24 protein-coding genes, 1 tRNA gene and 1 pseudogene are annotated in these 23,106 nt (G+C 60.5%); 15 read left to right on the plus strand and 11 right to left on the minus strand.

Annotated elements, in window-relative coordinates; all coding sequences use genetic code 11:
* Positions 1-2 precede the first annotated feature (2 nt).
* The 3 genes from L598_RS08080 to L598_RS08090 all read right to left on the minus strand — a co-directional run bounded on the left by L598_RS08080 (position 3) and on the right by L598_RS08090 (position 3,759).
* The gene (locus tag L598_RS08080; RefSeq protein ID WP_144861468.1) at positions 3-1,682 is read right to left on the minus strand and encodes a formate--tetrahydrofolate ligase; all 1,680 of its coding nucleotides are present in this window, start codon (positions 1,680-1,682) and stop codon (positions 3-5) included.
* A gap of 251 nt (positions 1,683-1,933) precedes the next feature.
* Positions 1,934-3,046 carry a DUF2333 family protein gene (locus L598_RS08085; protein WP_144861469.1) on the minus strand — a complete coding sequence of 371 codons (1,113 nt, stop codon included), beginning with the start codon at positions 3,044-3,046 and terminating at the stop codon, positions 1,934-1,936.
* A gap of 101 nt (positions 3,047-3,147) precedes the next feature.
* Positions 3,148-3,759, minus strand: a complete 612-nt coding sequence (locus L598_RS08090; protein ID WP_144861470.1) for a thymidine kinase — start codon at positions 3,757-3,759, stop codon at positions 3,148-3,150.
* Between the two features lie 223 nt (positions 3,760-3,982).
* Between L598_RS08090 and L598_RS08095 the strand changes: the two genes are divergently transcribed.
* The 4 genes from L598_RS08095 (at position 3,983) to L598_RS08110 (ending at position 7,672) form a co-directional block, all read left to right on the plus strand.
* A complete protein-coding gene (locus L598_RS08095; RefSeq protein ID WP_144861471.1) occupies positions 3,983-4,930 on the plus strand; it encodes a choline ABC transporter substrate-binding protein in 948 nt (315 codons plus the stop codon).
* A gap of 120 nt (positions 4,931-5,050) precedes the next feature.
* Entirely contained in the window at positions 5,051-5,905 is an 855-nt protein-coding gene (gene choW / locus L598_RS08100) for a choline ABC transporter permease subunit (protein WP_144861472.1), read from the plus strand.
* Complete coding sequence (gene choV / locus L598_RS08105; RefSeq protein WP_144861473.1) at positions 5,902-7,089, plus strand: choline ABC transporter ATP-binding protein; 1,188 nt, start codon at positions 5,902-5,904, stop codon at positions 7,087-7,089. The genes choW and choV overlap by 4 nt, the downstream gene beginning before the upstream one ends.
* Positions 7,090-7,246: 157 nt before the next feature.
* Positions 7,247-7,672, plus strand: a complete 426-nt coding sequence (locus tag L598_RS08110) for a response regulator (protein WP_144861474.1) — start codon at positions 7,247-7,249, stop codon at positions 7,670-7,672.
* Positions 7,673-7,725: 53 nt separating this feature from the next.
* Here L598_RS08110 and L598_RS08115 read toward each other — a convergent pair whose 3' ends face one another.
* The gene (locus tag L598_RS08115) at positions 7,726-8,754 is read right to left on the minus strand and encodes an HWE histidine kinase domain-containing protein (RefSeq protein WP_144861475.1); all 1,029 of its coding nucleotides are present in this window, start codon (positions 8,752-8,754) and stop codon (positions 7,726-7,728) included.
* A gap of 153 nt (positions 8,755-8,907) precedes the next feature.
* Here L598_RS08115 and L598_RS08120 point away from each other — a divergent pair, with 153 nt between their 5' ends.
* From L598_RS08120 to L598_RS08140, 5 genes are all read left to right on the plus strand, one after another.
* On the plus strand, positions 8,908-9,669 hold the full coding sequence (locus L598_RS08120) for a 3-hydroxyacyl-CoA dehydrogenase (RefSeq protein ID WP_144861476.1): 762 nt from the start codon (positions 8,908-8,910) through the stop codon (positions 9,667-9,669).
* A 14-nt stretch (positions 9,670-9,683) separates the two neighbouring features.
* Positions 9,684-10,850 carry a CaiB/BaiF CoA-transferase family protein gene (locus L598_RS08125; RefSeq protein ID WP_144861477.1) on the plus strand — a complete coding sequence of 389 codons (1,167 nt, stop codon included), beginning with the start codon at positions 9,684-9,686 and terminating at the stop codon, positions 10,848-10,850.
* Between the two features lie 40 nt (positions 10,851-10,890).
* On the plus strand, positions 10,891-11,652 hold the full coding sequence (locus L598_RS08130) for a HugZ family protein (RefSeq protein WP_144861478.1): 762 nt from the start codon (positions 10,891-10,893) through the stop codon (positions 11,650-11,652).
* 151 nt (positions 11,653-11,803) lie between these two features.
* Positions 11,804-12,103, plus strand: a complete 300-nt coding sequence (locus L598_RS08135; protein WP_144861491.1) for a metalloregulator ArsR/SmtB family transcription factor — start codon at positions 11,804-11,806, stop codon at positions 12,101-12,103.
* Positions 12,100-12,948 carry an RNA methyltransferase gene (locus L598_RS08140; RefSeq protein ID WP_246658677.1) on the plus strand — a complete coding sequence of 283 codons (849 nt, stop codon included), beginning with the start codon at positions 12,100-12,102 and terminating at the stop codon, positions 12,946-12,948. The genes L598_RS08135 and L598_RS08140 overlap by 4 nt, the downstream gene beginning before the upstream one ends.
* Here L598_RS08140 and L598_RS08145 read toward each other — a convergent pair.
* The gene (locus tag L598_RS08145; protein ID WP_144861479.1) at positions 12,936-13,943 is read right to left on the minus strand and encodes a hypothetical protein; all 1,008 of its coding nucleotides are present in this window, start codon (positions 13,941-13,943) and stop codon (positions 12,936-12,938) included. The genes L598_RS08140 and L598_RS08145 overlap by 13 nt on opposite strands.
* A 128-nt stretch (positions 13,944-14,071) precedes the next feature.
* Positions 14,072-14,656 (minus strand): EipA family protein, encoded by a 585-nt coding sequence (locus L598_RS08150; RefSeq protein ID WP_144861480.1) that lies wholly within the window; start codon positions 14,654-14,656, stop codon positions 14,072-14,074.
* Between the two features lie 323 nt (positions 14,657-14,979).
* On the opposite strand from L598_RS08150, the gene L598_RS08155 reads away from it, so the two are divergent.
* Positions 14,980-15,609, plus strand: coding sequence for a histidine phosphotransferase family protein (locus L598_RS08155; protein WP_144861481.1), 630 nt, complete (start codon positions 14,980-14,982; stop codon positions 15,607-15,609).
* A 164-nt stretch (positions 15,610-15,773) separates the two neighbouring features.
* Here L598_RS08155 and ctrA read toward each other — a convergent pair whose 3' ends face one another.
* Positions 15,774-16,469: a cell cycle two-component system response regulator CtrA gene (gene ctrA, locus L598_RS08160; protein WP_144861482.1), complete on the minus strand. Its 696-nt coding sequence runs from the start codon at positions 16,467-16,469 to the stop codon at positions 15,774-15,776.
* A 448-nt stretch (positions 16,470-16,917) separates the two neighbouring features.
* Between ctrA and L598_RS08165 the strand changes: the two genes are divergently transcribed.
* Positions 16,918-17,289 (plus strand): flagellar export protein FliJ, encoded by a 372-nt coding sequence (locus tag L598_RS08165; RefSeq protein ID WP_144861483.1) that lies wholly within the window; start codon positions 16,918-16,920, stop codon positions 17,287-17,289.
* 180 nt (positions 17,290-17,469) lie between these two features.
* On the opposite strand, the gene L598_RS08170 is transcribed toward L598_RS08165, so the two are convergent.
* The gene (locus L598_RS08170) at positions 17,470-17,745 is read right to left on the minus strand and encodes a DUF1153 domain-containing protein (RefSeq protein WP_144861484.1); all 276 of its coding nucleotides are present in this window, start codon (positions 17,743-17,745) and stop codon (positions 17,470-17,472) included.
* A 254-nt stretch (positions 17,746-17,999) separates the two neighbouring features.
* On the opposite strand from L598_RS08170, the gene mnmA reads away from it, so the two are divergent.
* Positions 18,000-19,178, plus strand: a complete 1,179-nt coding sequence (gene mnmA, locus L598_RS08175; protein ID WP_144861493.1) for a tRNA 2-thiouridine(34) synthase MnmA — start codon at positions 18,000-18,002, stop codon at positions 19,176-19,178.
* A gap of 3 nt (positions 19,179-19,181) precedes the next feature.
* Here mnmA and L598_RS08180 read toward each other — a convergent pair whose 3' ends face one another.
* A complete protein-coding gene (locus L598_RS08180) occupies positions 19,182-20,135 on the minus strand; it encodes a Gfo/Idh/MocA family oxidoreductase (RefSeq protein WP_144861485.1) in 954 nt (317 codons plus the stop codon).
* A 234-nt stretch (positions 20,136-20,369) separates the two neighbouring features.
* On the opposite strand from L598_RS08180, the gene L598_RS08185 reads away from it, so the two are divergent.
* Together L598_RS08185 and L598_RS21945 are read left to right on the plus strand one after the other, a co-directional pair.
* A tRNA-Met gene (locus L598_RS08185) sits at positions 20,370-20,446 on the plus strand.
* Positions 20,447-20,684: 238 nt separating this feature from the next.
* Positions 20,685-20,897 carry a hypothetical protein gene (locus L598_RS21945; RefSeq protein ID WP_348642742.1) on the plus strand — a complete coding sequence of 71 codons (213 nt, stop codon included), beginning with the start codon at positions 20,685-20,687 and terminating at the stop codon, positions 20,895-20,897.
* A 78-nt stretch (positions 20,898-20,975) separates the two neighbouring features.
* Here the strand turns inward: L598_RS21945 and L598_RS21950 are convergent.
* Both L598_RS21950 and L598_RS08195 read right to left on the minus strand, forming a co-directional pair.
* Positions 20,976-22,064: pseudogene (locus L598_RS21950) on the minus strand (recombinase family protein); the annotation flags it as partial.
* Positions 21,982-22,308, minus strand: a complete 327-nt coding sequence (locus L598_RS08195; RefSeq protein ID WP_144861486.1) for a hypothetical protein — start codon at positions 22,306-22,308, stop codon at positions 21,982-21,984. The gene L598_RS08195 and the pseudogene L598_RS21950, both read right to left, overlap by 83 nt.
* A 340-nt stretch (positions 22,309-22,648) precedes the next feature.
* On the opposite strand from L598_RS08195, the gene L598_RS08200 reads away from it, so the two are divergent.
* Complete coding sequence (locus tag L598_RS08200) at positions 22,649-23,059, plus strand: LysE family transporter (RefSeq protein ID WP_186444963.1); 411 nt, start codon at positions 22,649-22,651, stop codon at positions 23,057-23,059.
* The last annotated feature ends 47 nt before the right edge of the window (positions 23,060-23,106 follow it).

A 23,106-nucleotide genomic window follows, 5' to 3' on the forward strand; every position in this document is an offset into this window, starting at 1 on the left:
GGCTAAAAGAGCCCTTCTATCTGCCCCTGCTCATTGAGGAAAATCCGTTCCGAGGCTGGCGACTTCGGCAGGCCGGGCATGGTCATGATCTCGCCGCAGACCGCCACCACGAAGCCGGCCCCGGCAGACAGGCGCACCTCGCGCACCGGCACCACGTGATCGACTGGCGCGCCGCGCAGGTTCGGGTCGGTCGAGAAGGAATATTGGGTCTTGGCCATGCAGACGGGGAGATTGCCGTAGCCTTGCGCCTCCCATTGGTGGAGCTGATCGCGCACCGATTTGTCTGCGATCGCCTCCGAGCCGCGATAGATGCGCTTGACGATGGTGTTGATCTTCTCGAAGAGCGGCATGTCGTCGGGATAGAGGGGCGCAAATTGCGAGCTGCCGGATTCGGCAAGCCCCACCACCTTGTGCGCCAGTTCCTCTATGCCGGCGGAACCCTCCGCCCAATGCCGGCACAGCACCGCTTCCTCGCCCAAGGAGGCCACATATTCCTTGACGGCCCGGATTTCAGCCTCGGTATCGGAATGGAAATGGTTGATGGCGACCACGGCCGGCACACCGAACTGGCGGACGTTCTCGATGTGGCGGCCGAGATTGGCGCAGCCCTTTTTCAGGGCAGCCAGATCCTCCTTGCCGAGCTCCTCCTTCTTGACGCCGCCATTCATCTTCAGAGCGCGCACGGTGGCCACGATGACCGCCGCCGCTGGCTTCAGCCCCGCCTTGCGGCACTTGATGTCGAAGAACTTCTCCGCTCCCAGATCGGCACCGAAGCCTGCCTCGGTCACCACATAGTCGGCAAGCCTGAGCGCCGTGGTGGTGGCGACCACCGAATTGCAGCCATGGGCGATATTGGCGAAGGGGCCGCCATGGACGAAGGCCGGGTTGTTCTCGAGCGTCTGCACCAGGTTGGGCTGCATGGCCTCCTTGAGCAAAACCGCCATCGCGCCGTCGGCCTTGATGTCGCGGGCATGGACGGGCGACCTGTCGCGGCGATAGCCGATGATGATGTCCCCGAGGCGCTTTTCCAGATCACGAAGATCGCTGGCAAGGCACAGGATCGCCATCACCTCGGAAGCGACCGTGATGTCGAAGCCGGCCTCGCGCGGAAAGCCGTTGGCGACGCCGCCGAGCGACACGACGACGTGCCGGAGCGCCCGGTCGTTCATGTCCATGACACGGCGCCAGGAGATGCGGCGTATGTCGATGCCCTGCTCGTTGCCCCAATAAATGTGGTTGTCGATCAGCGCGGCGAGCAGGTTGTGCGCCGTGGTGATGGCGTGGAAATCGCCGGTGAAGTGGAGGTTCATGTCCTCCATCGGCACCACCTGCGCCCGGCCGCCGCCGGCAGCGCCGCCTTTCATGCCGAAATTGGGACCCAGAGAGGCTTCGCGAATGCAGATGACAGCCTTTTTGCCGATGCGGTTGAGCCCATCACCCAGGCCGACCGTGGTCGTCGTCTTGCCCTCGCCCGCCGGCGTCGGATTGATGGCCGTGACGAGGATGAGCTTGCCTTCCCGGTTGCCCCGGACCTGCTTGATATACCCGGCCGAAACCTTCGCCTTGTCATGGCCGTATGGCAGAAGATGCTCGGGAGGAATTCCGAGCCTGGCACCGATCTCCTGGATCGGCTTCTTGTCGGCGGCGCGGGCGATCTCGATGTCAGATTTGAATTCGGCCATGTTTCCGTTCCCCGGATTGTCTGAATGCGACGCGGAAGCGTCCGGACGGCGCGCATAGAAGCGCGCGACAGTCGCCCCGTGCCGTCTCAAAACAGCCACTGAATGCACGGATTGCGACAGGGAGACGGTCGGTATTCGGCAAGAGGCAATCGGCAGTCGGAAACTGTTGGCGCATGTTCCCTCAGCCTGAGATATCGCTTCCGGCTATCCGATTGCCTGTTGCCTACTGACGATTGCCGACTGCCTATTGCCTACCGGTCCAACACCTGCCTCAGCTCCACCAGATTGGAGCGGGCGCGCAGGATATAGAATCCCATGGTCGCCAGATGCGTCGGCATGATCCAGCCGTCCTCGCGGCCATTGGAGATGATGGCGGGCTGGATACGCAAGGCGGCGCGGAACTGCTCTTCGGTCTGATCCCAAAGCGGGCCAAGCGCGCGCTGACGGATGACCTCGTGGAAATCGGCGCTTGCCGCATGCAGGATGCCGTAATAGCCGTAAAGCTGGCCATAGGCGAACCAGAAGCGGTCGTCGCCGCGCGTATCGAACCAGCCGCCATTGTGATGCTCCGAACGCTCCCGCAGGATGGCGGAGGTCGAGCCGAGATCGCTGGCGATCCGGTCAAGGAACTGGATGAGGTTGTCGGCCCGCGCATCGAAAGTGGCATTGCAGGCCGCGAGACGGTCGTTGAAGCTTTTCAGCTTGCGCGCCGCATCGCGATAGAAGGCGGGTGTCGGCGTCTTGGGGCCGAACGGCGACAGCTCGAAATACCAGGTCGTCTCGCTGAACTGCAGGCTTTCACGCGCGCTTTGCAGGTCGGAATCGATCTGCGACGTGCCGCGCACCCGGCCGAGCGTGTCGACCAGTTCGACGGCGGTGCGGCGCACCGCCTGGTTCACGCCGCGCTGAAACGAGGCCTTGTTGTCGAAGAAAGGCGTGCGGTCCCAATCGAGCCCGAAGAAGCCGAGCTTGTAGAGGATCATGGACGAAATCCATGCATTCTCGTCGACATTGAAGGTCGTCAGGTCGGCCGCGACATCGGCAATGGCCGAACGCCCGCAGCTTTCGGCCGTCTGTGCGCCTTGCGTTGCCGCGACCTGCGCGCCGGCCGAAAGGTTGCGGCTTTCGAGATTGTAGGCCGCGACATAGTCGGGATTGAAATTCGTCCAGAGCTGCGTCTGCCAGAAGAAATAACCGTAGAGCCCGATCAGCCCAAGCACCACCAATGTGAAAACGCCGCGCAGGATCCATCCGCGTCGCGTGAACCACCGCCCGACGGCCCGGAAAGGCGAAAGGAGCCAGAAGAAGAACCTGCCTATGCCGCGGCCGATCGCGCGGAAGAAATCGGAGATCGCGTATAGCACTCAACGTCCCTTAAGGTTGTGCGGCGCGGCAAGCGGCCCGTGGAGCCGTGAAATAAGGGCTTTCGGCAATGTCCACAATAGCGGACGGCCCCGAACCCCTATCAGCCCTTCATGAAACCGATGAAGTCGTCCGGGTCTATCCGCCCCATTTCCTCCTCCCAGTGACGGCGGCACAGGGAAACGTAGACATCCTTGCCGATCGCCACCTGAGCGCCCTGCTTCGCCACCCTGCCGTCCGGCCCGAGGCGCACGACCATGGTCGCCTTGCGGCCGCAGCGGCATATGGTGCGCACCTCGCGCAATTCGTCGGCGATCGCCAGCAGCGCCTGCGAGCCCGAGAACAGCCTGCCCTGAAAATCGGTCCTGAGCCCGTAGCACATGACCGGTATTTCCAGCCGGTCCGCCACCCTTGCAAGCTGCCAGACCTGTTCTTCCTCAAGGAACTGGGCCTCATCGACGAAGACATAGTGAACCGTGTTGCGTGCATGCTGCTCGCCGACGCGTGCGAACAGATCGTCGCCGGCGCGGAAAATCTCCGCATCCGCATCGAGGCCGATTCGGGAGGAGATGTAGCCGCTCATGCCCTTCCGGTAGTGGCCGGCAACGAAGAGTACCGTGTGCATGCCGCGCTCGCGGTAATTGTAGGACGCCTGCAGGAGCATGGTCGATTTGCCCGCATTCATCGTCGCGTAATGGAAGTAGAGCTTGGCCATCCCGGTGTTCCGATTGGTGTATGAACCTTCCCTTAGCCGAGATCGGCCCGCAGCCGGAAACGGAATGCATCCGCATCCACCGAAAAGCCATTAGACCGAAACAAATCCGTCCGGCCATTCCGCTTGAAACCTCGCGGAAATGGTGTTTGGTTCTTGGCGATCCTACCGGCGCCGCCGGAACGGCGGCACCTCGCGCAAAAGAATGGAACAATGGGAGATCGTCATGTCGCGCATCGTCAAGCTCGCACTCACCCTGGGTATGGCAACGGCCGTATCTTCTGGCATCGCCCTCGCCACCGAACCTGAAAGTTGCCAGAACGTCACCTTCTCCGATGTGGGCTGGACCGACATCACCGCGACGACGGCGACGGCCTCGGTGATCCTGGAAGCGCTCGGCTATACGCCCGAGACACAGGTGCTTTCGGTCCCGGTGACTTATGCCTCCCTGAAGAACGGCGATATCGACGTCTTTCTCGGCAACTGGATGCCGACCATGGAAGCCGACATCGCGCCCTATCGCGAGGACGGGTCGGTCGAGACGGTCGTGACCAATCTCGAAGGAGCGAAATATACGCTTGCCGTGCCAGCCTACACCTATGAGGCCGGCCTGAAGAGCTTCGAGGATATCGCGAAGTTCCAGGACAAGCTCGACGGCAAGATCTATGGCATCGAGCCGGGCAATGACGGCAACCGGCTGATCCTCGACATGATCGAGAACGACAAGTTCGGCCTCAAGGATTTCGAGCTTGTCGAAAGTTCCGAGGCCGGCATGCTGTCGCAGGTGCGCCGCGCGGTGCAGTCCAAGGAGGATGTGGTGTTCCTGGGCTGGGAGCCGCACCCGATGAACGCGAACATCGAGATGGAATATCTGTCGGGCGGCGATGAGGTCTTCGGGCCCAATTTCGGCGGTGCAACCGTTCACACCAATGTCCGCAAGGGTTTCACAGAGGAATGTCCCAACCTGGGCAAGCTCCTCAACAATCTCGTCTTTTCGCTGGAAATGGAAAACGAGATCATGGGCGCGATCCTCGATGAAGGCAAGGAACCGGCAACCGCCGCAGCCGACTGGCTGAAGGCCAATCCCGACGCCGTCAGCCCCTGGCTCGAAGGCGTCACGACCTTCGACGGCGGTGATGCGCTGGCGGCCGTGCAGGAAAAACTCGGAATGTAGACGGAGCCGTGGACGATGTTCGGCAGGCGGCCACTCTTGGAGATTGGCCGCCTTTGCTTTTTCATGATCCTTGCCGGTGAACGCATCCGGCACTGAGCAAAGCCATTTTGGAGGGCAATAATGGACTGGGTTTCGGAGTGGATTTCAGCGTGGAAAATTCCCATCGGCCGCTGGGGCCGGGATTTCTTCGATTTCCTGACAACGAACTTCACCTGGCTCTTCGATACCCTGGCCGACTGGCTCGCAACCATCCTCGGTGGCCTGACGCAGGCGATCTTCTGGCTGCCGCCGTTCATCGTGGTCTTGCTGATCGCAGGCCTGGCATGGTGGCTGCAGAAATCCTGGAAGCTCGCCATCGGCGTGGTGCTCGGCCTCGCCTTCATCATCAATCAGGGTCTGTGGCAGGAAACAGTGGAAACACTGGTGCTCGTCGTGGCGGCGGCAACCGTATCCATGGCCATCGGCGTGCCAATCGGCATCTGGGCCGCGCACAATGAGCGCGTCTACCGGGTGCTGAGGCCGATCCTCGACCTCATGCAAACCCTTCCGACTTTCGTCTATCTGATTCCGGTTCTGATCCTTTTCGGGCTCGGAGCAGCCCCCGGCCTCATCGTCACCGTGATCTTCGCCATGCCGGCCCCGATACGGCTGACCTATCTCGGCATAACCTCGGTGCCAAAGCCGATGATCGAGGCGGGACAGGCCTTCGGAGCCACCAAGGGTCAGCTCCTGTGGAAGGTCGAACTGCCCTCCGCCCTGCCGACAATCATGGCCGGCCTCACCCAATGCATCATGCTGTCGCTCTCCATGGTCGTGATTGCGGCACTGATCGGCGCCAACGGTCTCGGCAAGCCGGTGGTGCGCGCGCTGAACTCGGTCAACATCCCGCTCGGGCTCGAGGCCGGCCTCGCCATCGTTGTGCTGGCCATCATACTCGACCGCATGGCCCGCATCGGCAGGGAGCAGGAACGATGAGCGCCGCGGTCGATTTCCGCAAGGTCGACATCATCTTCGGCAAGGAGAAGAACACGGTCGAGGCGCTGAAACTTCTCGATGCAGGCGCCGGGCGCGCCGAAATCCTGGACAAGACCGGTGCAATACTTGGCTGCGCGGGCTGCGACCTGACCGTCGAGAAAGGTGAAATATCCGTGCTTATGGGCCTTTCCGGCTCGGGGAAATCGACCCTGCTGCGCGCGGTGAACCGGCTGAACAAGGTCACGCGCGGCGAGGTGATCGTGCATGACGGCGACTGGTCGGCCGATGTCGTTTCCTGTTCCGAGCAGGAATTGCGCAAGATCCGCCGCGAATGCGTCGCCATGGTGTTCCAGCAATTCGCCCTCCTGCCCTGGCGCACCGTAGCCGAGAATGTCGGCTTCGGCCTCGAGCTTGCCGGCGTGCCGCCAAAGGAGCGGCAGGAGCGCGTGAGGCGGCAACTGGAGCTCGTCCATTTGCAGGAATGGTCGGGCAAATATGCCCATGAGCTTTCCGGCGGCATGCAGCAGCGCGTCGGCCTTGCCCGCGCCTTCGCAACGGAAGCGCCCATCCTGCTCATGGATGAGCCATTCTCCGCGCTCGACCCGTTGATCCGCACAAAACTGCAGGACGAGCTGCTCGAGCTCCAGGAGCGGCTGAAAAAGACGATCCTGTTTGTCAGCCACGATCTCGAGGAAGCTCTCAAGATCGGCAACAGGATTTCGATCATGGAAGGTGGCCGCATCGTGCAGACGGGAACGCCGGAGGACATCGTTCTCAGGCCCGCCAACGCCTATGTCGGCGACTTCATCTCCAACGTGAATCCTCTGTCCGTTCTGACCGCCTGGAACGTCATGCGCGACTGGCGCGACCTGGAGCCGGCGGGGGAAGGCTGGCTCTGGCTCGACCGGCGCCAGACGACGCGCTTCAAATTCGACGAGAACATGCTGGTCATCGATGCCGAGAGCAATGGCCAGCCAGCCATCTGGACCTCCTGCGACGATATCGAGGAGCTTCCTCCGGACAAGCCGAGGGTCTTCTGGGCGCGCGCGGGAACACCCCTAAAGACAGTCATGCACGCCATGCACCAGTCCCACACGGCGCCTGTCGCCCTGTTCGACGAGCGGTCGCGTTTTGTCGGCGCCATCGGCGTCAGGGATGTGCTGAAAGCTGTCGTTCGGCGGTGAAATGTGGCTGCAGCGCCACTCCGGCCCAAATTTTTCCAAATTTGGAACAATTTCGGGAACTGAATCGCTTTTGGATCATTGTGCGGCGAAGGTTGGACGCCGCGCACGGTGCCGCAGCCAATTAACAAAAACCAAAACAATGGCTTGAAGTCCGAAAATGAAAAATACGGAATTCGCGGATCTTCGCATCCTCATCGTCGAGGATGATGTGCTTCTGGCGATGGAGCTGGAGGATTTCCTGCGCGATCTGGGCTGCGAGGTCATCGGCCCCTATGCCCGGTTGGACAAAGGCATGGAGGCGGCCGAGCATGAAAAGCTCGATGGAGCGATTCTCGACCTCAATCTGCGCGGCGAGCTATCCTTCCCGCTGATCGACCGTCTGCAAGAGCATTCCGTACCGCTGGTTCTGTGCAGCGGCTATGCGGACCTGCCGGGCATGAAGGAAAGGCTCGACGGCATGCCCAGCCTTGCCAAGCCTTACAGTTTCGACAGCCTGCTGGCGCTTCTGCACTGCAATCTTGTGAGAGGGACAAGAAGCGACATGGCCGTCGCAATGCAACGAGCGTACCGGCCGGTACAGTAGGAAATCCCTATCCTCAAACCCCTCGAGCAGCATGGCGTACCGAACGGTACGGTTCAGCCCGCTGCTCCTGCAGCAAAGCTGAGATTGCAGACAAACCCCGTCTCCGGAAATTCCAGGCAGGCCTCACCGTCCAACTCGTATCGGGCACTGCGCTCCAGAAGAAGCATTCCAAACCCGTTTCCGGCCGGGGCAATAACCTGCGGACCGTCCTGCTCGCGCCAGACAAGAGTAACGTTCCCGGCGTTGCCTGGGTTCTTTTTGGCACTCCACTTGACAGTCACGGAACCTGCTTCCGAGGACAGCGCGCCATGTTTGATGGCATTGGTCACCAGTTCGTGAAAGACGAGGGTCAAGGCCAGTACCGCCCGGGGCTGCACCTCCACCGTGGGACCGGACGCCATCACCCTGGGGCGGATCTGTGGAAAGGGCTGCAAGGCGCGTTCCAGAACGCGATCGAGATGAGCCTCCCGCCAGTTTGCCTCCAGGACAAGGGCATGGGCATTGGCCAGAGCATTGAGCCGGCCAAGCAAAGCATCCTGAAACTCATCAACGCCGACGCTCTTCCTTGCCGTCTGACGCACGATGGATATGACGGTCGCAAGGGTGTTCTTGACCCGGTGGCTCAGTTCCGCGACCAGAAGCTCCGTCCGCTGCTCCGCCTTACGGAGTTCCTGCCGCTTGCGCGCTTCGGCAAGTGCCCTTTCGATGGCGGCAGGCAAGCGGGACAGACGCTGCTTCAGTACATAGTCCGTTGCGCCTCTCTTGACAGATTCGATGGCAATTTCCTCACCCAGAACACCGGAAACGAAGATGAAGGGAATGTCGGGAGCGCGTTCGGAGGCCAGCGTGAGAGCGCTTACTCCTTCGAAATCCGGCACGGAATAGTCTGCCAGGATCACATCGAAATCCGCCTGACCAAGAGCATCGAGGTACTCCTTGCGGCTAGCGGCACGGACCACGATGGGATTGGGATCGAAATCCGCAAGATGCGCCAGGATCAATTCGGCATCGAAGCGGCTGTCCTCCAGCATGAGGATACGCAGGGACTCTGAATCCTCCCGCCTTTTGATCCTGTCAGTCATGAATTCGTCTCTGAAAACCCCTCACCTCTCTTGTTTCGAGGGCAACGATTTTCACCACCAGAGGTTCCAGAAGGATGGTTGCGCCCCTGATGTGGGGCCCGCTAAGATGATCCCCGAATATGTTACACTATAACAATTGCTGGAGGTAGATTCATGAATCCATCGGGTCAGGTTGCGATAGTCACCGGCGGCGGTTCGGGGCTGGGCGAGGCGACCGCAAGGGTGCTCGCCGCCAAGGGCGCCAAAGTCGCTCTTCTCGACGTCGGCATGGACCGGGCGGAAACGGTCGCGGCGGATATCGGCGGCCTGGCGATCAAATGCGATGTCTCCAGCGCCGAAGGCGGCGAGGCCGCCATTGCCGAAGCGGCCGAAAAGCTCGGTGCGCCGAGGATTTTGGTCAATTGCGCCGGTATAGCCATCGCCATGAAGACGGTCGGCAAGGACGGACCGCACCCGCTGGATCTTTATCGCAAAGTGCTCGAGGTCAATCTCATCGGCACCTTCAACATGATCAGGCTGTTTGCGGCGCGCGCCCAGGACAATGAGCCTCTGGACGGCGGCGAGCGCGGCGTCATCATCAACACGGCCTCCGTCGCCGCCTTTGACGGGCAGATCGGGCAGGTTGCCTATTCTTCCTCGAAGGGCGGCGTGGTCGGCCTGACGCTCCCCGTCGCACGCGACCTGTCGCGTTCGGGCATCCGCGTCTGCACCATCGCTCCCGGCATCTTCAAGACGCCGATGATGGCGGGACTTCCCGAAGAAGCCCAGAAGTCTCTCGGCCAGCAGGTACCCTTCCCGCCGCGTCTCGGCGAGCCTTCCGAATATGCCTCGCTTGCGTGCCATATCGTGGAGAACCAGATGCTGAACGGCGAGACGATCCGCCTCGACGGCGCCATCCGCATGGCGCCCAGATAAAGGGCAGCCGGATGATGGCTAAGGCGGCCGGCAGCGCGGACGGGACCGGAGCCGGTCCCCTCGCCGGTCTCAAGGTGATCGAGATGGCGGGGCTCGGTCCCGTGCCGCTGGCCGGACTCCTGTTGGCAGAAATGGGTGCCGAGGTGCTGCGCATAGAGCGGAAATCGAAAACGCAGCCTTTCCTGCAGGTACCTCCGGAGTTCGATCTCGACCGGCATGGGCGCGAAATCCTGAAGATTGACCTCAAGCATTCCGAAGGGGCGGAATTGTTGTTGCGTCTCGCGGATAAAGCGGATGTGTTGATCGAGGGCTTCCGGCCAGGTGTCATGGAGCGCCTCGGCGCTGGCCCGGAAAAGGTTCTGGCGCGCAACCCGGCTCTCGTTTACGGCCGCATGACCGGTTTCGGCCAGGACGGACCGCTGGCAGACCGCGCAGGCCACGACCTGACCTATCTTGCCTATTCAGGCGTGTTGCACGCCATTGGGCCGAAGGACGGCAAGCCGGTGCCGCCCCTCAATCTCGTCGCCGATTATGGCGGCGGGACGATGTTCCTGATCGCCGGCATTCTGGCGGCGCTGTTCGAACGCTCCCGTTCCGGCAAGGGGCAAGTGGTCGATGCTGCCATGATCGATGGCGCCTCCATGCTGGCTGCGCCCTTCTTCTCCTTCCTGGCGACCGGCTTCTGGCGCGACAGTCGAGGTTCGAACCTGCTCGATTCCGGCGCCCCGTTCTACGACACCTATGAAACGTCCGATGGCCGGCACGTTGCCGTCGCCTGTCTGGAGCCGCAATTCTTCGCCGAATTCGCGCGACTCCTGCCGCTGGAGGAGCGCTTTGCAAAGGCGCAATATGACCAGAGCCTGTGGGGGGAAATGCGTGACGCCATAGCAGCGCGTCTGAAGCAGAAGAGCCGGGACGAATGGGCAACCCTGTTCAAAGAGACCGATGCATGCGTTGCACCAGTGCTTTCGCTGACGGAGGCGCCGCTGCATCCGCATAACCGCGCCCGCAAGACGCATATCGCGGCAGACAGGCTCACCCGTCCGGCCCCTGCCCCGCGCTTTTCACGCACGCCCGGCATCGTCTCAGGCGAGGCACGACCTGCTGCTTCGCTGGAACGATACGGGATCGACCGGGAAGAAACCGAAAGACTTGCCGCCTCAGGCGTGATCGGCGAATAGACGATCCTGATTGAGTTCTTGTGACCAAGGAGCATCCCTCGTGACCGAGGAGAAGAAAGACGTCATCCAGGAGACAGACGAACAGGCGATCACGCTGGCACGATCGCTGATCCGTTCCGCGCGATATGGTGCGCTGGCGACGCTCGACCCTGAAACGGGTGCGCCGATGGCAACCCGCGTGGCGGTTGCGACCGATCTCGACGCCGCCCCCCTGATCCTGGTATCGGCGCTTTCGGCGCACACCGCCGCTCTGCTTGCCGACCCACGCTGTTCCCTGCTTCTTGGCGAGCCCGGCCGTGGCGACCCGCTTGCCCATCCGCGCATCACCCTGCATTGCCGGGCCGAGAAGCTGGAACGCGGCACGCCGGAGCATATCCGCGCAGAACGGCGATATCTCAACCGGCAGCCGAAGGCGAAGCTTTATGCCAGTTTCAACGATTTCTCCTTTTTCCGGCTCGAACCAACGGGCGCCAGCCTCAATGGCGGCTTCGCCAGGGCATACCTTCTCAAGCGCTCCGACCTTGTGAGCGACAGCCCCGCCCTTGCGGGATTGGAAGAGAGCGAGCAGCGCGCCATCGATCACATGAATTCCGATCATAGCGACGCAGTGGCGGCCTATGCCCGTCATTTCGCCAAGGCAAAGCACGGCGACTGGAAGCTGACGGGAATCGATCCCGAAGGCATCGACATAGCTTCGGGCGACGAGGTGAAACGCATAGATTTTGCCGAAGCTTTGCAGGATGCGGCAGACGTAAGGAAAAAACTTGTAGAAATGGCCCGCCAGGCACGAGATTCCGCGTAATACGCTGTCAGCAATATTCTGTCACAACCCGCAAAGTGTTGTGATTTGAAGGCTCAAGACAAATTCACATAACGTTTCAGCAAGGAAACGCTCGGGTGGCGGCTGCCTTCAGGTGGCAGCCGGAACGAGGACATGCGGCGGCGTATTTTTCATGTATTCTGCTGGTTTGATCGAGAGAGCCGATGAATGTGCGGCGTTGCTTGCAGCGCTGGGCAACAGAAATCGTCTGGCCATCATGTGCCACCTTCTGGATTCGGAGCTCCCGGTAGGTGAGATCGCGCAGAAAGTTGGTCTGAGCCAGTCGGCACTCTCCCAGCATCTGGCCAAATTGAGAGCAATGGAACTGGTCAACACCCGGCGCGACCGGCAGATGATCTACTATTCCTGTTCGTCGGATCACGTTCGCGCGGTTATGTCGACGCTGGTCGACCTCTATGTGGAAGAGATTTGAACAACGCTTCTTCCGGACTGCGCCAGCCGATCCGTATCGATGATCCCGCCGATCCGCGCATTGCCGCCTATCGCGATATTCGCGAACGGGATCTGGTCGGCCGGCAGGGCCGCTTCGTCGCCGAAGGCAAGGTGGTTCTGAATGTACTCTTCACGGCCCGGCGTTTCGAGGCCGAATCGGTGCTTCTTCTGGAAAACCGCCTTGCCGGCATGGAAAGCTTGCTGGAATTGATACCCGAGGAAGTCCCTGTCTATGTCGCGTCGGCCCCGGTCATTGATGCGATTGCAGGGTTCCACATGCATCGCGGAATCCTGGCTATCGGCATGCGGAGCGAGGAAGAGACGCATGCCGGACTGCTCTCGGCGTTGCCCGAAGAAGCATTGGTCGTGGCGCTGATGGGCATCGCCAATCATGACAATATGGGGGCGATATTCCGCAACGCCGCCGCCTTCGGCGCGGACGCTGTGCTTCTCGATGGTACATGCTGCGATCCGCTTTACCGCAAGGCCATCCGCGTTTCGGTCGGTGCAGCGCTGAAGGTTCCCTTCGCCAGACAGGGCAGCGCAGACGAGCTCGTTTCGACCCTGACGGACAACGGTTTCGAGATCGTCGCGCTCACGCCGGCGGGAAAAACCGAAATTGCCGATGCAGCCCGATCGCGACGGATGGCACTCCTGTTGGGTTCGGAAGGCGAAGGTCTGCCCCGCAATGTTCTCGAACGGCTCAAGACGGTGCGCATCGGCATGGCGGAAGACTTCGACAGCCTGAATGTGGCGGCCGCTTCCGCCATCGCGCTGCATCACATGCGGCATTGCGACCGTCGAAGCGTGAATCAGCTTCCCTGAGCAGCTTTCTGAAGCGCTCGGACACGGTCCGCAAGGCTTGGAAAAGCGGCTTCCTTTGCCTTGCCTTTTGCCGGCTCCTCCATGCCGAGGGCCTTGTAGATCTGCGATTCCGGACCTTCGAGCAAGGCCGTCAGATGAACGACCTCGGCCGCCAGCGTGCTGATCTGGTCGCGAAGCGCCTTGTCGTCCGATCCCTCCCCCTGGCCCGCTGTCGAGCCCGCAGCGGACATAGCCTTTATTTCCTCGCGCAGACGATCGAGTTCCCTCGCCTGCCGTTCCAGCTTCTCCTCGCGATCCGACAGTGTGGTGAACATTCGCTCCAGCTTTGTTTCGAGTTCGGCGGCGCGCTTGCGTTCGGCCTGCAACGCACTTTCGGCCGCCTTCCTGTCGTTTACCGCCTGGCGCATGACCCGATCGGCTTCCTTGCGCGCCGCACGCATTCCTTTGATCTCTTCCGACAGTTTTTCGATCTCGGATTCACGGGCGACAAGCTCGATCTGTCTGCTGCTCGAAGCGAAACTTGCTTCCTCATAAAGCCTTTCGAGCCTTTCCAGCTCTTTGCCGCGTTCTTCGGCCATGCGTTCCGTTCCCGCAAGCTTTTCCGTCAATTCCTCCACGATCCGCGCATGGTCTGCCGCCACAGCTCCAAGCCGCCGGGTTTCGCTGTCGAGGTGCCCGTTTGTATGGGCCTGCTTCTCCAGGTCCTGCGCAAGCCGGTCTGCTTCTTCCCGGAGCCGCACGATTTCCAGGCTCTGGGCCGTTGATTTTTCCGTGAGAGATTTCAGTTTCATCTCCAGCCGGCGCGTCTGCATCGCATGTTCGGCGCGCAGGCGATCCTTTTCCGCCTGCAATTCGGCGGCCGACAGAGGTACGGATGCCTCGATGCGCCGGCGTGTGAGCTCAACGGCACGCCGCCAGAGGGCAGGCGCGACCATCAGGGCGATAAAGGCAGCGCAGAGGAAGCCGAGCGAAAAGAAGAGGATCGATTGGATCACGGGAACATGTCCCTCGGGCGCATGCGGTTTGCGAATTTAGCACATCGCGCGTCGATAGCATTGGCCGCAGACCTTGTCCCGCCAAATCTCCGCCGGCCGGGAGGAAAAACCGGCCGGCAGGGGATGGCTCAGAACGGGTTCCAGGTTGGGGACTGCGTCAACTTCAGATAGCCGACATTGACCCCGAGACGCGCTCCCACACCGGTCCGGATCGGCACCAGAAGAACATCGCCATGCTTCAGGACGTTGAAGCCGACGCCGGCGACCACATAGGCAGAGCCGGCCACGCCGACAAAACGCCGGTAGAGGCTCTCCACCGTATCCAGCTGATAAACGAGAAACATCACACGCGAGCCGCCGCCGCCGAAGTCCCAGCCGATCGATGGTCCCTGCCAGTAGACGTTATGGTCACCGGCATTCTTGGTGTAGAGCATGCCCTCGCCATAGGTCAGCCCGCCGACAATGGCCCCGGAACCTTCCTGGCCCAGTACATAGCCGTTCGGCAGCCCGTAGGAGGCGAAGATCTTCTCGATGACGGTTGCCAGCCCGCCCGTCGTGGCACCAAAAAAGCCATGGCCGGCATCGACGATTTCCTGTGCCGTGTAGCCGGTGTTGGCGCGTGCCGGGACCGGCGAGGCCGTCGCGATCCCGATTACGGTCAGCGCCAACACGGCAAAGCGCAGGACCGCCCTTGGGAAAATTTCGGAAAGCATTTATCCAATCTCCGTTTCGGAGCACTCTGCAACGCCGGAACCGGCGGCTTCTTTTTTCGGCCGCCTGACCCCATTCTCGTTAACCTAACGCCGTAATCCTTTTTCAACCATTAAACTTCGCAGGGAAGTCCCTTCCGAGGGCTTAAAAAGCCGGGATTTTGCCCGGAAACAGGATGTCCTGTATCCGGCAAAGGCGGATTGTTGCGACGCAGGCAAGCCCTGTGTATCCAGATCAGGCCTTTGCGGAGCCTGATTCGCATTGATGTTATGACCGATTCCGGTCGGAATTGAGAATGCCATTTGGAAGCGGGGACCACCAAGACATGGCCGATATCTTCACCCTGTCCGCACCCGACCTTGCCGCACTCCTGTGCAGCCGCGTCTGTCATGATATCATCTCCCCTGTCGGCGCCATCAATAACGGGCTGGAACTGCTCGAGGAAGGCGGTGCGGACGAGGATGCGATGCGGCTCATTCACGCCAGCGCCGCCAACGCCTCGGCACGGCTGCAGTTCGCGCGGATCGCCTTTGGCGCCGCCGGGTCGGCGGGGATGCAGATCGACACCGGCGATGCGCAGAATGTTGCCACCGCGTTCCTGAAGAACGAGAAGCCTGAACTGGAATGGATCGGTGGACGCGCTCTCGTTCCAAAGAACAGGGTCAAGCTGCTCCTGAACCTTCTTCTCGTGGCCAATGCCGCGATTCCGCGCGGCGGCAAGCTCACTGTAACGCTGGAGGATCTGGAGACCAGCCCGAAATTCAGCCTGCTGGCACGGGGGCCGATGGTCAGGGTTCCAGCGAAATTTCTCGAACTGCATTCCGGCCGCGAACCGGAAGAGCCGATCGATGCCCACAGCGTGCAATTCTACTACACGCTGCTTCTGGCACGCGAGACGGGCATGACCATCTCCATTCGCGCCACCGCCGAGGATATCCTGCTGACCGCAAGCTGATCGGCAGCATGTCCACGGGATCACCAAGCATCCTGCGCGGGCTTCCGGAATGCGTTCTGCCAGGCCGCGGAATTCAGATCGCCGCCTGCGCGGGCTGACAAATCGGAAGTTCGACAAAAAACCCGGCAACCGCCGGGCTTTTCGTCGATAGACAATTTAACGGATCAGGCGCTTTCGCGAACCTCTTCGGGCTCGCGAAGCACATAGCCTCGCCCCCAGACCGTTTCGATGAAATTCTGTCCGCCCGAAGCCGCGTCGAGCTTCTTCCTGAGCTTACAGATAAAGACGTCGATGATCTTCAGCTCCGGCTCGTCCATCCCGCCATAGAGATGGTTGAGGAACATTTCCTTGGTCAGCGTCGTGCCCTTGCGCAGCGAAAGCAGCTCCAGCATCTGATATTCCTTGCCCGTCAGATGCACCCGCTGCCCGGCAACCTCGACGGTTTTGGCGTCAAGATTGACGATCAGATCGCCTGTGGTGATGACCGACTGGGCATGTCCCTTCGAACGGCGAACGATCGCATGTATGCGCGCCACCAGTTCGTCCTTATGGAAGGGCTTGGTCATATAATCGTCAGCGCCAAAGCCCAGTCCGCGCACCTTGTCCTCTATGCCCGCCATGCCGGACAGAATGAGGATCGGCGTCTTGACCTTCGAAAGTCGCAGCGTCCTCAGAACCTCGTAACCCGACATATCAGGCAGGTTAAGGTCGAGCAGAATGATGTCGTAATCGTAAAGCTTACCAAGATCCACGCCTTCTTCGCCAAGATCGGTCGTGTAAACGTTGAAGCTTTCCGATTTAAGCATCAACTCGATACTTTGTGCCGTCGCACTGTCGTCTTCTATCAGCAGAACGCGCATCCTAGTCCCCTTTCCGCCGCCGTCCCGGCAGGCAGGTATCCGGCACCAAGCGGTCAATACCGTGAATCGGACCCTGCCATCCAATGGTTAACAAAATCTGATTCACTCTTGCAAGTGCCCAAAAACTCTTTTCAACATTTCAGACTAGATACTTGAATTCACACACGAATCCTGATCGTAAAATCGCGATCGGATACATGAAGAATCGGCTGTAAGCGACTCCACCGACTCGCAATATTCGGGTTCTGAACGTCGCCATATTTTTACCACGCCTTAAGTCCTCGCCAGTATGATTAACAACGCACGTAAACGAATGGTTACCAATGGCGGGGAATTTTAGGATTTTGTTTCCAAAGCCGTCGGGCCGCTCGCTTGCAAAGGTTTTTCTATGGATTTTCACGCCGGCAGGGAGTCGGCAAAGCATTCGCGTTTCCGGGAGTATCGGATCATGAAGTCACGGGAGAATCTTGTTCGGCTGAAGCAATTTCAGGTGAATGAGAAGCGACGGCAGATCATGCAGCTCGATATGATGATTGCCGAATTCGATCGCATGGCCGCCGAGCTCGATGCGCAGGTCGCGAATGAAGAAAAGAAAAGCGGCATCACCGATGTGAACCACTTCGCTTATCCGACCTTTGCCAAGGCGGCACGCCTCCGTCGCGATAATCTTCGAAACTCGCAGAACGACCTGCGGCAGCAAAGGGAACAGGCCAACGCTGCCCTCTCCGAGGCCGAGGCCGAGCTTGCCAGGGCCGAAGCTCTGGAATCCCGAGACGCCAGGGGACGCGAAGCAGAACCCGGACGCGCCCTCACTGGCTGAGATCACAAGCATCGGCGGCTGATTAGCACCCCCGGCGTTCCATCCCGAAGACTCTCCAAAAGGACGACGTCCGGCAAGCATGACCGAGATGTCCTAGCGGGATCGGCCACAGGGAGGGAATCGCTGACAGGACGAAAGCAGAAGCCGTGCCGGGCGTGATCAGTCTTTTGAGGAAGATGATCAGTGGCGATATTGCTGGATGCGCGTCGTGCGCAGACCGGCAAGGCCATATTCGTCGATGGAAGCCTGCCAGGACAGGAATTCCTCGACTGTCAGCCGATAGCGCTGGCATGCCTCTTCGAGGCTGAGCAAACCGCCGCGGACGGCTGCCACCACTTCAGCCTTGCGTCGAATAACCCAACGGCGCGTATTGGTGGGCGGCAGATCGGCAATCGTAAGCGGACTGCCATCAGGCCCGATGACATATTTCACGCGCGGTCGTACCAGATCGGTCATCGTACTCTCTACACAAACCCCAGACCTAATCGTTGTCACATTAGCGCCACAGCTTTAAGATTTGCCTAAGCGTAGGGTAATCTTAAAGTAACGGAAGTGAATCCGCTGTTAGGGTTTTGCGCCGGTTTTGATTAAAACTCTAACGACTGGACAAGCCTTTTCGGCGTCGGCACTGCCGATGGTAAAGCTGCGGTCCTTGACCTATCTTGGCCGCATTGGCATTACCCAGCTGCATATTTAGACAGATGACAGAGATGAACAGCCTCGACCTGCCCAAGAGCCCGGAAGACACGCGCGTTGTCGTCGCGATGTCCGGTGGCGTCGATTCCTCGGTCGTGGCCGGGATTCTCAAGAGGGAAGGCTACGAGGTCGTCGGCGTCACCTTGCAGCTTTATGATCACGGCGCGGCCGTGCATCGGGCCGGCTCGTGCTGTGCCGGACAGGACATCGATGACGCGCGCCGGGTTGCCGAGACGCTCGGCATCCCGCATTACGTGCTCAATTACGAGAAGCGTTTTCGCGAGGCGGTGATCGATCCCTTCGCCGAGAGCTACGTTTCGGGCGAAACGCCCATCCCCTGCGTTGCCTGCAACCAGACCGTCAAGTTCGCCGATCTCCTGGAAACCGCTCGCGAACTCGGCGCCGACGCGCTCGCCACGGGGCATTATATCCGCAGTCGTCCCAATGGTGCGCATCGCGCACTCTACCGCCCGGTCGATGCCGATCGCGACCAGAGCTATTTTCTGTTCGCGACCACCCAGGAACAGGTCGACTATCTGCGCTTCCCGCTTGGCGGCCTCTCCAAGCCCTCGGTGCGCGCAATCGCGGAAGAGATGGGACTTTCGGTTGCCGCCAAGCATGACAGCCAGGACATCTGTTTCGTGCCGCAGGGAAAATATTCGGACATCATCGCCAGGCTGAAGCCGGAAGCAGCCTCGCCGGGCGAGATCGTGCATATCGACGGTCGCGTGCTTGGCCGGCACGACGGCATATTGCACTATACGATCGGGCAGCGGCGCGGCATCGGCATCGCAACCGGCGAACCGCTCTATGTCGTCCATCTCGATGCCGACAGGGCAAGGGTGGTCGTCGGTCCACGCGAGGCGCTGGAGACCCGGCGGATATTCCTGCGCCAGATGAACTGGCTGGGCGACGCCGCGCTGAGCGACATTCCGGTCGAAGGCGTAGAGCTCCTTGCACGGGTGCGCTCCACGCGACCGCCCTGCCCCGCCATACTCCGTCACGAAGCCGGCGTGACCTGGGTCGAGCTCGCCAAAGGCGAGTCCGGCGTGGCCCCGGGACAGGCCTGCGTTCTCTATTCTGACGAAGGCGAGGAAGCGCGGGTGCTCGGCGGCGGCTTCATCGAGCGCTCCGAGCGCAGCACGGCGGCAGAGGCCATGCTTTCGCGTCTTGCCGAGGCCCCTATCCCCTGACGCTCAGTTGTGAACGATCGTGCCTGCAGTGAGGATGCGCAGCACCTCGACAGCCTCGGCACCGGTTGTCCGCGGTTCGCTGCGGGTGCGGATGCAGGAGATGAAATGTTCCAGCTCTCGGGTAAGCGGCATGCCTTCCTCGACAGGCACATAGGTGGGCTCGTTGGTGGTGAAGGCCCATTGGCCGCTATCCTGCCACACGGCGTGCCGATAGACGGCCAGCTTGCGTCCCCAGGGTTCCACATCATCGAACACAGCCATTGCCTTGTCGCCGACCACGGTCAGGCGGCGCTCGCGATAGGGATTGAGGCGCGAGGTGAAGAGATGGCTCCTGAGCCCGCCCGGAAAGCGCATGTGGAGATGGGCGAAATCGCTCAGATTGTCGAGAAGAGCCGCGCCCTCCCCGCGCACCTCGACAGGCGGCGAGCCGGTGATCGCCAGGATCATCGAGAGATCATGCGGCGCAAGATCCCACAGGGCATCATTCTCGGTGTGGAACTTTCCGAGCCCGAGACGGTGGGAATGGATGTATCCTACATTCCCCAATTCGCCGGCATCGATCAGCGATTTCAGCTTCTCGAAGGCGGGATGAAAGCGCAGCACGTGGCCGACCATGAAAATGCGGCTAGCCTTCCTGGCGGCTTCAACGGAGCGCTCGGCATCTTCGACCGTGAGCGCAATCGGCTTTTCCACCAATACGTCCTTGCCGGCATTGACGGCGCGGACCGCACTTTCGGCATGAAACTGTGGAGGCAGCGCCATCACCACCGCATCCACGTCCTTGCGTTCAAACAGCGCATCAGGATCAATGGCCAGGCAGTCATGCTCACTGGCGAAGCCTTCAGCCCGCGCGCGGTTCGCATCGGAAACGGCGTGCAGCGCTCCAAGCGATTTCAGCGTGCGGATATGGTTCGACCCCCAATATCCGCATCCAAGGACAGCAATACGCGGCTTCATTGAATCTTTGCCCGACATTGGCGTGGGGAGTGACATATCGGGGCCGCGCGCGCAACTCAACCCCGGGATTTTGTCGCGATCTGCACGGCTTTCCCGGCGACATGACGGTGTGCTGAACTTTCCTTCTCGATGGACCGCGGACTGCTTGACACCGTCACCGACAGGACCTTATATCCGCGCGTCTTCGGCGGCCCCGGTCCGGCACTGCAAAGCTGGCCTTGAGAGACCGCACGGGGCGGAGTAGCTCAGTTGGTTAGAGCAGAGGAATCATAATCCTTGTGTCGGGGGTTCGAATCCCTCCTCCGCTACCACCAATCCCCACACCCGTTTGACCCCATTGGGGTAAGCGCGCTCGCCAAGGATCGAATTCAGGCGTCCTGCAATCTCGATCTCGACCGCGCCCGGTTCTGAAGGGTCGCGGTAAACCGTTACCGTTTCGACGAGTTCCCGTATGGCTTCCGCGCATTCCCGGTCGCCCGAACGCATGCCTTCCGCTAGTGCATCTTGCAGGCTTTCGAGTTGCTCTTCGTAGCGCTTCAGGATTGCTGGATGCAGCGAGACGACCTCGAATGCGGGCGGAGCTTTCTCCAGCTCAGCAAGCACCGCTTGGCGCTCGTGGTAGAGTTCCGTCGAGCGGGGACCGATCACATATGGATCGCCGATGCCCTTGGCGAGATGATCGACCAGCCGGTCGATCTCGCGTTTGAGCTTATCGGCACGGTGCTCAAGACGCGTTCGATTGGCATCGGCCTCCGCCGATAGTCGCTTGCGCTCCTCGTGATAGGTCTTCACGTATTCGGCGAGCACCTTGGGGCTCTTCATCTCGGCCCGCAGTCCGGTCAGAACAGCGGCTTCCACGGTTTCGAGATAGAAGGTCTTCGGGTCTGGACACGACCCGCTTTCCGTCGCGGCCGAGCACCTGATCCGGATGCGGCCCGACTTGTCCTTGCCGTTGGTCGACATGCCCGATCCGCACGCGCCGCACCGCAAAAGCCCCGAAAGCATGTGACGCGGTCGGCGATGGTGGTGAGGATGGTCAAGGCTACGCTCACGTTTGCGTGCCTGCGCCTGATCGAACAGTTCGCGATCGACAATCGCGAGTTCTGGCACGTCGGACGACTGCCACTCCTCTTTCGGATTAGGGCGCGAGACGCGGCGGCCCGTGTCAGGATCCTTCACCATGCGCACCTTGTTCCAGACCAGCCGGCCACCATAGAGTTCGTTCTGCAGGATGCCGGTGCCGCGTTGCACATTGCCGTTGATTGTGGAAGCGTTCCATTTCGTACCGCGCGGAGGTGGAACGTTGTCGCAGTTGAGGTCACGCGCAATATCACGCGGGGTGCGCCCGGCGACATACTCATCGAAGATACGACGGATGACCTCGGCCTCTTCTTCGACAATCTGCCGCTTCCCAGGCTCACCAGGAACCGGAGCATAGCCGTATGTCAGGCCACCGGCGTTGAGGCCCTGACCGACGCGTCCGGCCTGGCCGCGGCGAATCTTGTGCGCGTTGTCTTCACGATAGAGTTGACCGACCAGCCCCCGAAGACCGACGAGAACCGTATTGGCGACACCATCGTGGACAGCGCGGATTTCAATGTTGAGAAAGGACAGGCGCTTGTGGATACCCGCCAGGTCCTCCATGTCGCGTGAAAGCCTGTCGAGGGCTTCGATGACCACGACATCGAACGCGCCATCACGGGCGGCATCCATGAGTTGAACGAGGCCTTCTCGTCCAAACACCGAGGCGCCTGAACGGGCTCTGTCTTCATAGGTCGCAACAATCGTGAGATTGTGTTCTGCGGCATGCTTCCTGCAGAGGGTGACCTGATCCTCGATTGATCGTTCATTTTGCAGGTCGGTGGAAAATCTCGCGTAAATCGCCGCGCGTTTCGTCATGACGAGCGCTCCCAGCTTGTTGGCGCGCATGGTCTTCTCTGGCGGCTTGGCGTGCGAGAACCCGCGCGATTTTCAGAATCGCATCGTCAATCTCCGCGGGCAAGTCCTTTCCTGTAAATGGAAGATGTTCCCGACAGGTTTGTCCATCGGCGCGAGATTTCTTGGCGGACAGCCGCACGACCTGGGAAGTCCCTCGCGCATTGCGCTCGACCACGAGAGAAGGTGATGCAACACTGGAAATTTTCTTGCTGCAGTCGGCCATGACGATGACCATGAGGCGCTGCAGTGAACTATGGAATACCTACCGGTTTGCGCTCGAAGCATGGCGCAGCATAGCGTGCACAACGGTCGGGTAAGCTCAGTGCGACAGCTTGGAAGATCGTTCCGGCCTGCAGCCGTGTGACCTTTAACTCAGGCGGAGACGGGTTCCTCGTTCGCGGGAGATGGCAATCTCCTCTCACAACGCGGATCGAGTCCATCAAATCGCGGGAACCCCAATTGGGTCCGTCAACTACCATTGAATTGGCTCTATTTCAGGGCCGTGTTGCGCCGCACCATTACGAGCATTCAGTACGCGGATTCTCCGTGCAAGAAGCAATTCGTGAATGGTGTTGATGGATCTCTTCTTTCTTACTCAATACGGCCATCTCTGGCTGTTCTGGATCCTTCTGTTTGGCATAATTGCCCTCCCCGGAGTGGATATGGCTTTTGTGTTGGGCAGCACAATGGCTGGTGGCCGCAAGCTGGGAGCGGCAGCCTTGTCTGGCATCGTTGCTGGCGGGGCGATGCACAGCCTGATGGCCTACTTCGGTATCGGAGTTGCCCTTCAGTCGATTCCGGGCGTTTTCACCGCAGTTCTCGTTCTGGGTGCGCTTTTTATAGCCTGGGTCGGGTTGGAAATTTTTAGAGGTGCGTCCGCACTTACGAACGTCAAGGCAACCACAAATCTATCGGCGGGAAAGGCATTCTCTCATGCACTTGTCATCTTGATCGGCCCCCACGGACGGGTCCAATTTGATTGTTAGTGCAATGATGGTCGCGGCGCCAGCGCGGGCGGCATTGCTGGTTGGGG

Origin of the sequence: Mesorhizobium sp. J18, from assembly GCF_007829525.1 — a bacterium.
In the GTDB taxonomy this organism is placed as follows: domain Bacteria; phylum Pseudomonadota; class Alphaproteobacteria; order Rhizobiales; family Rhizobiaceae; genus VLJP01.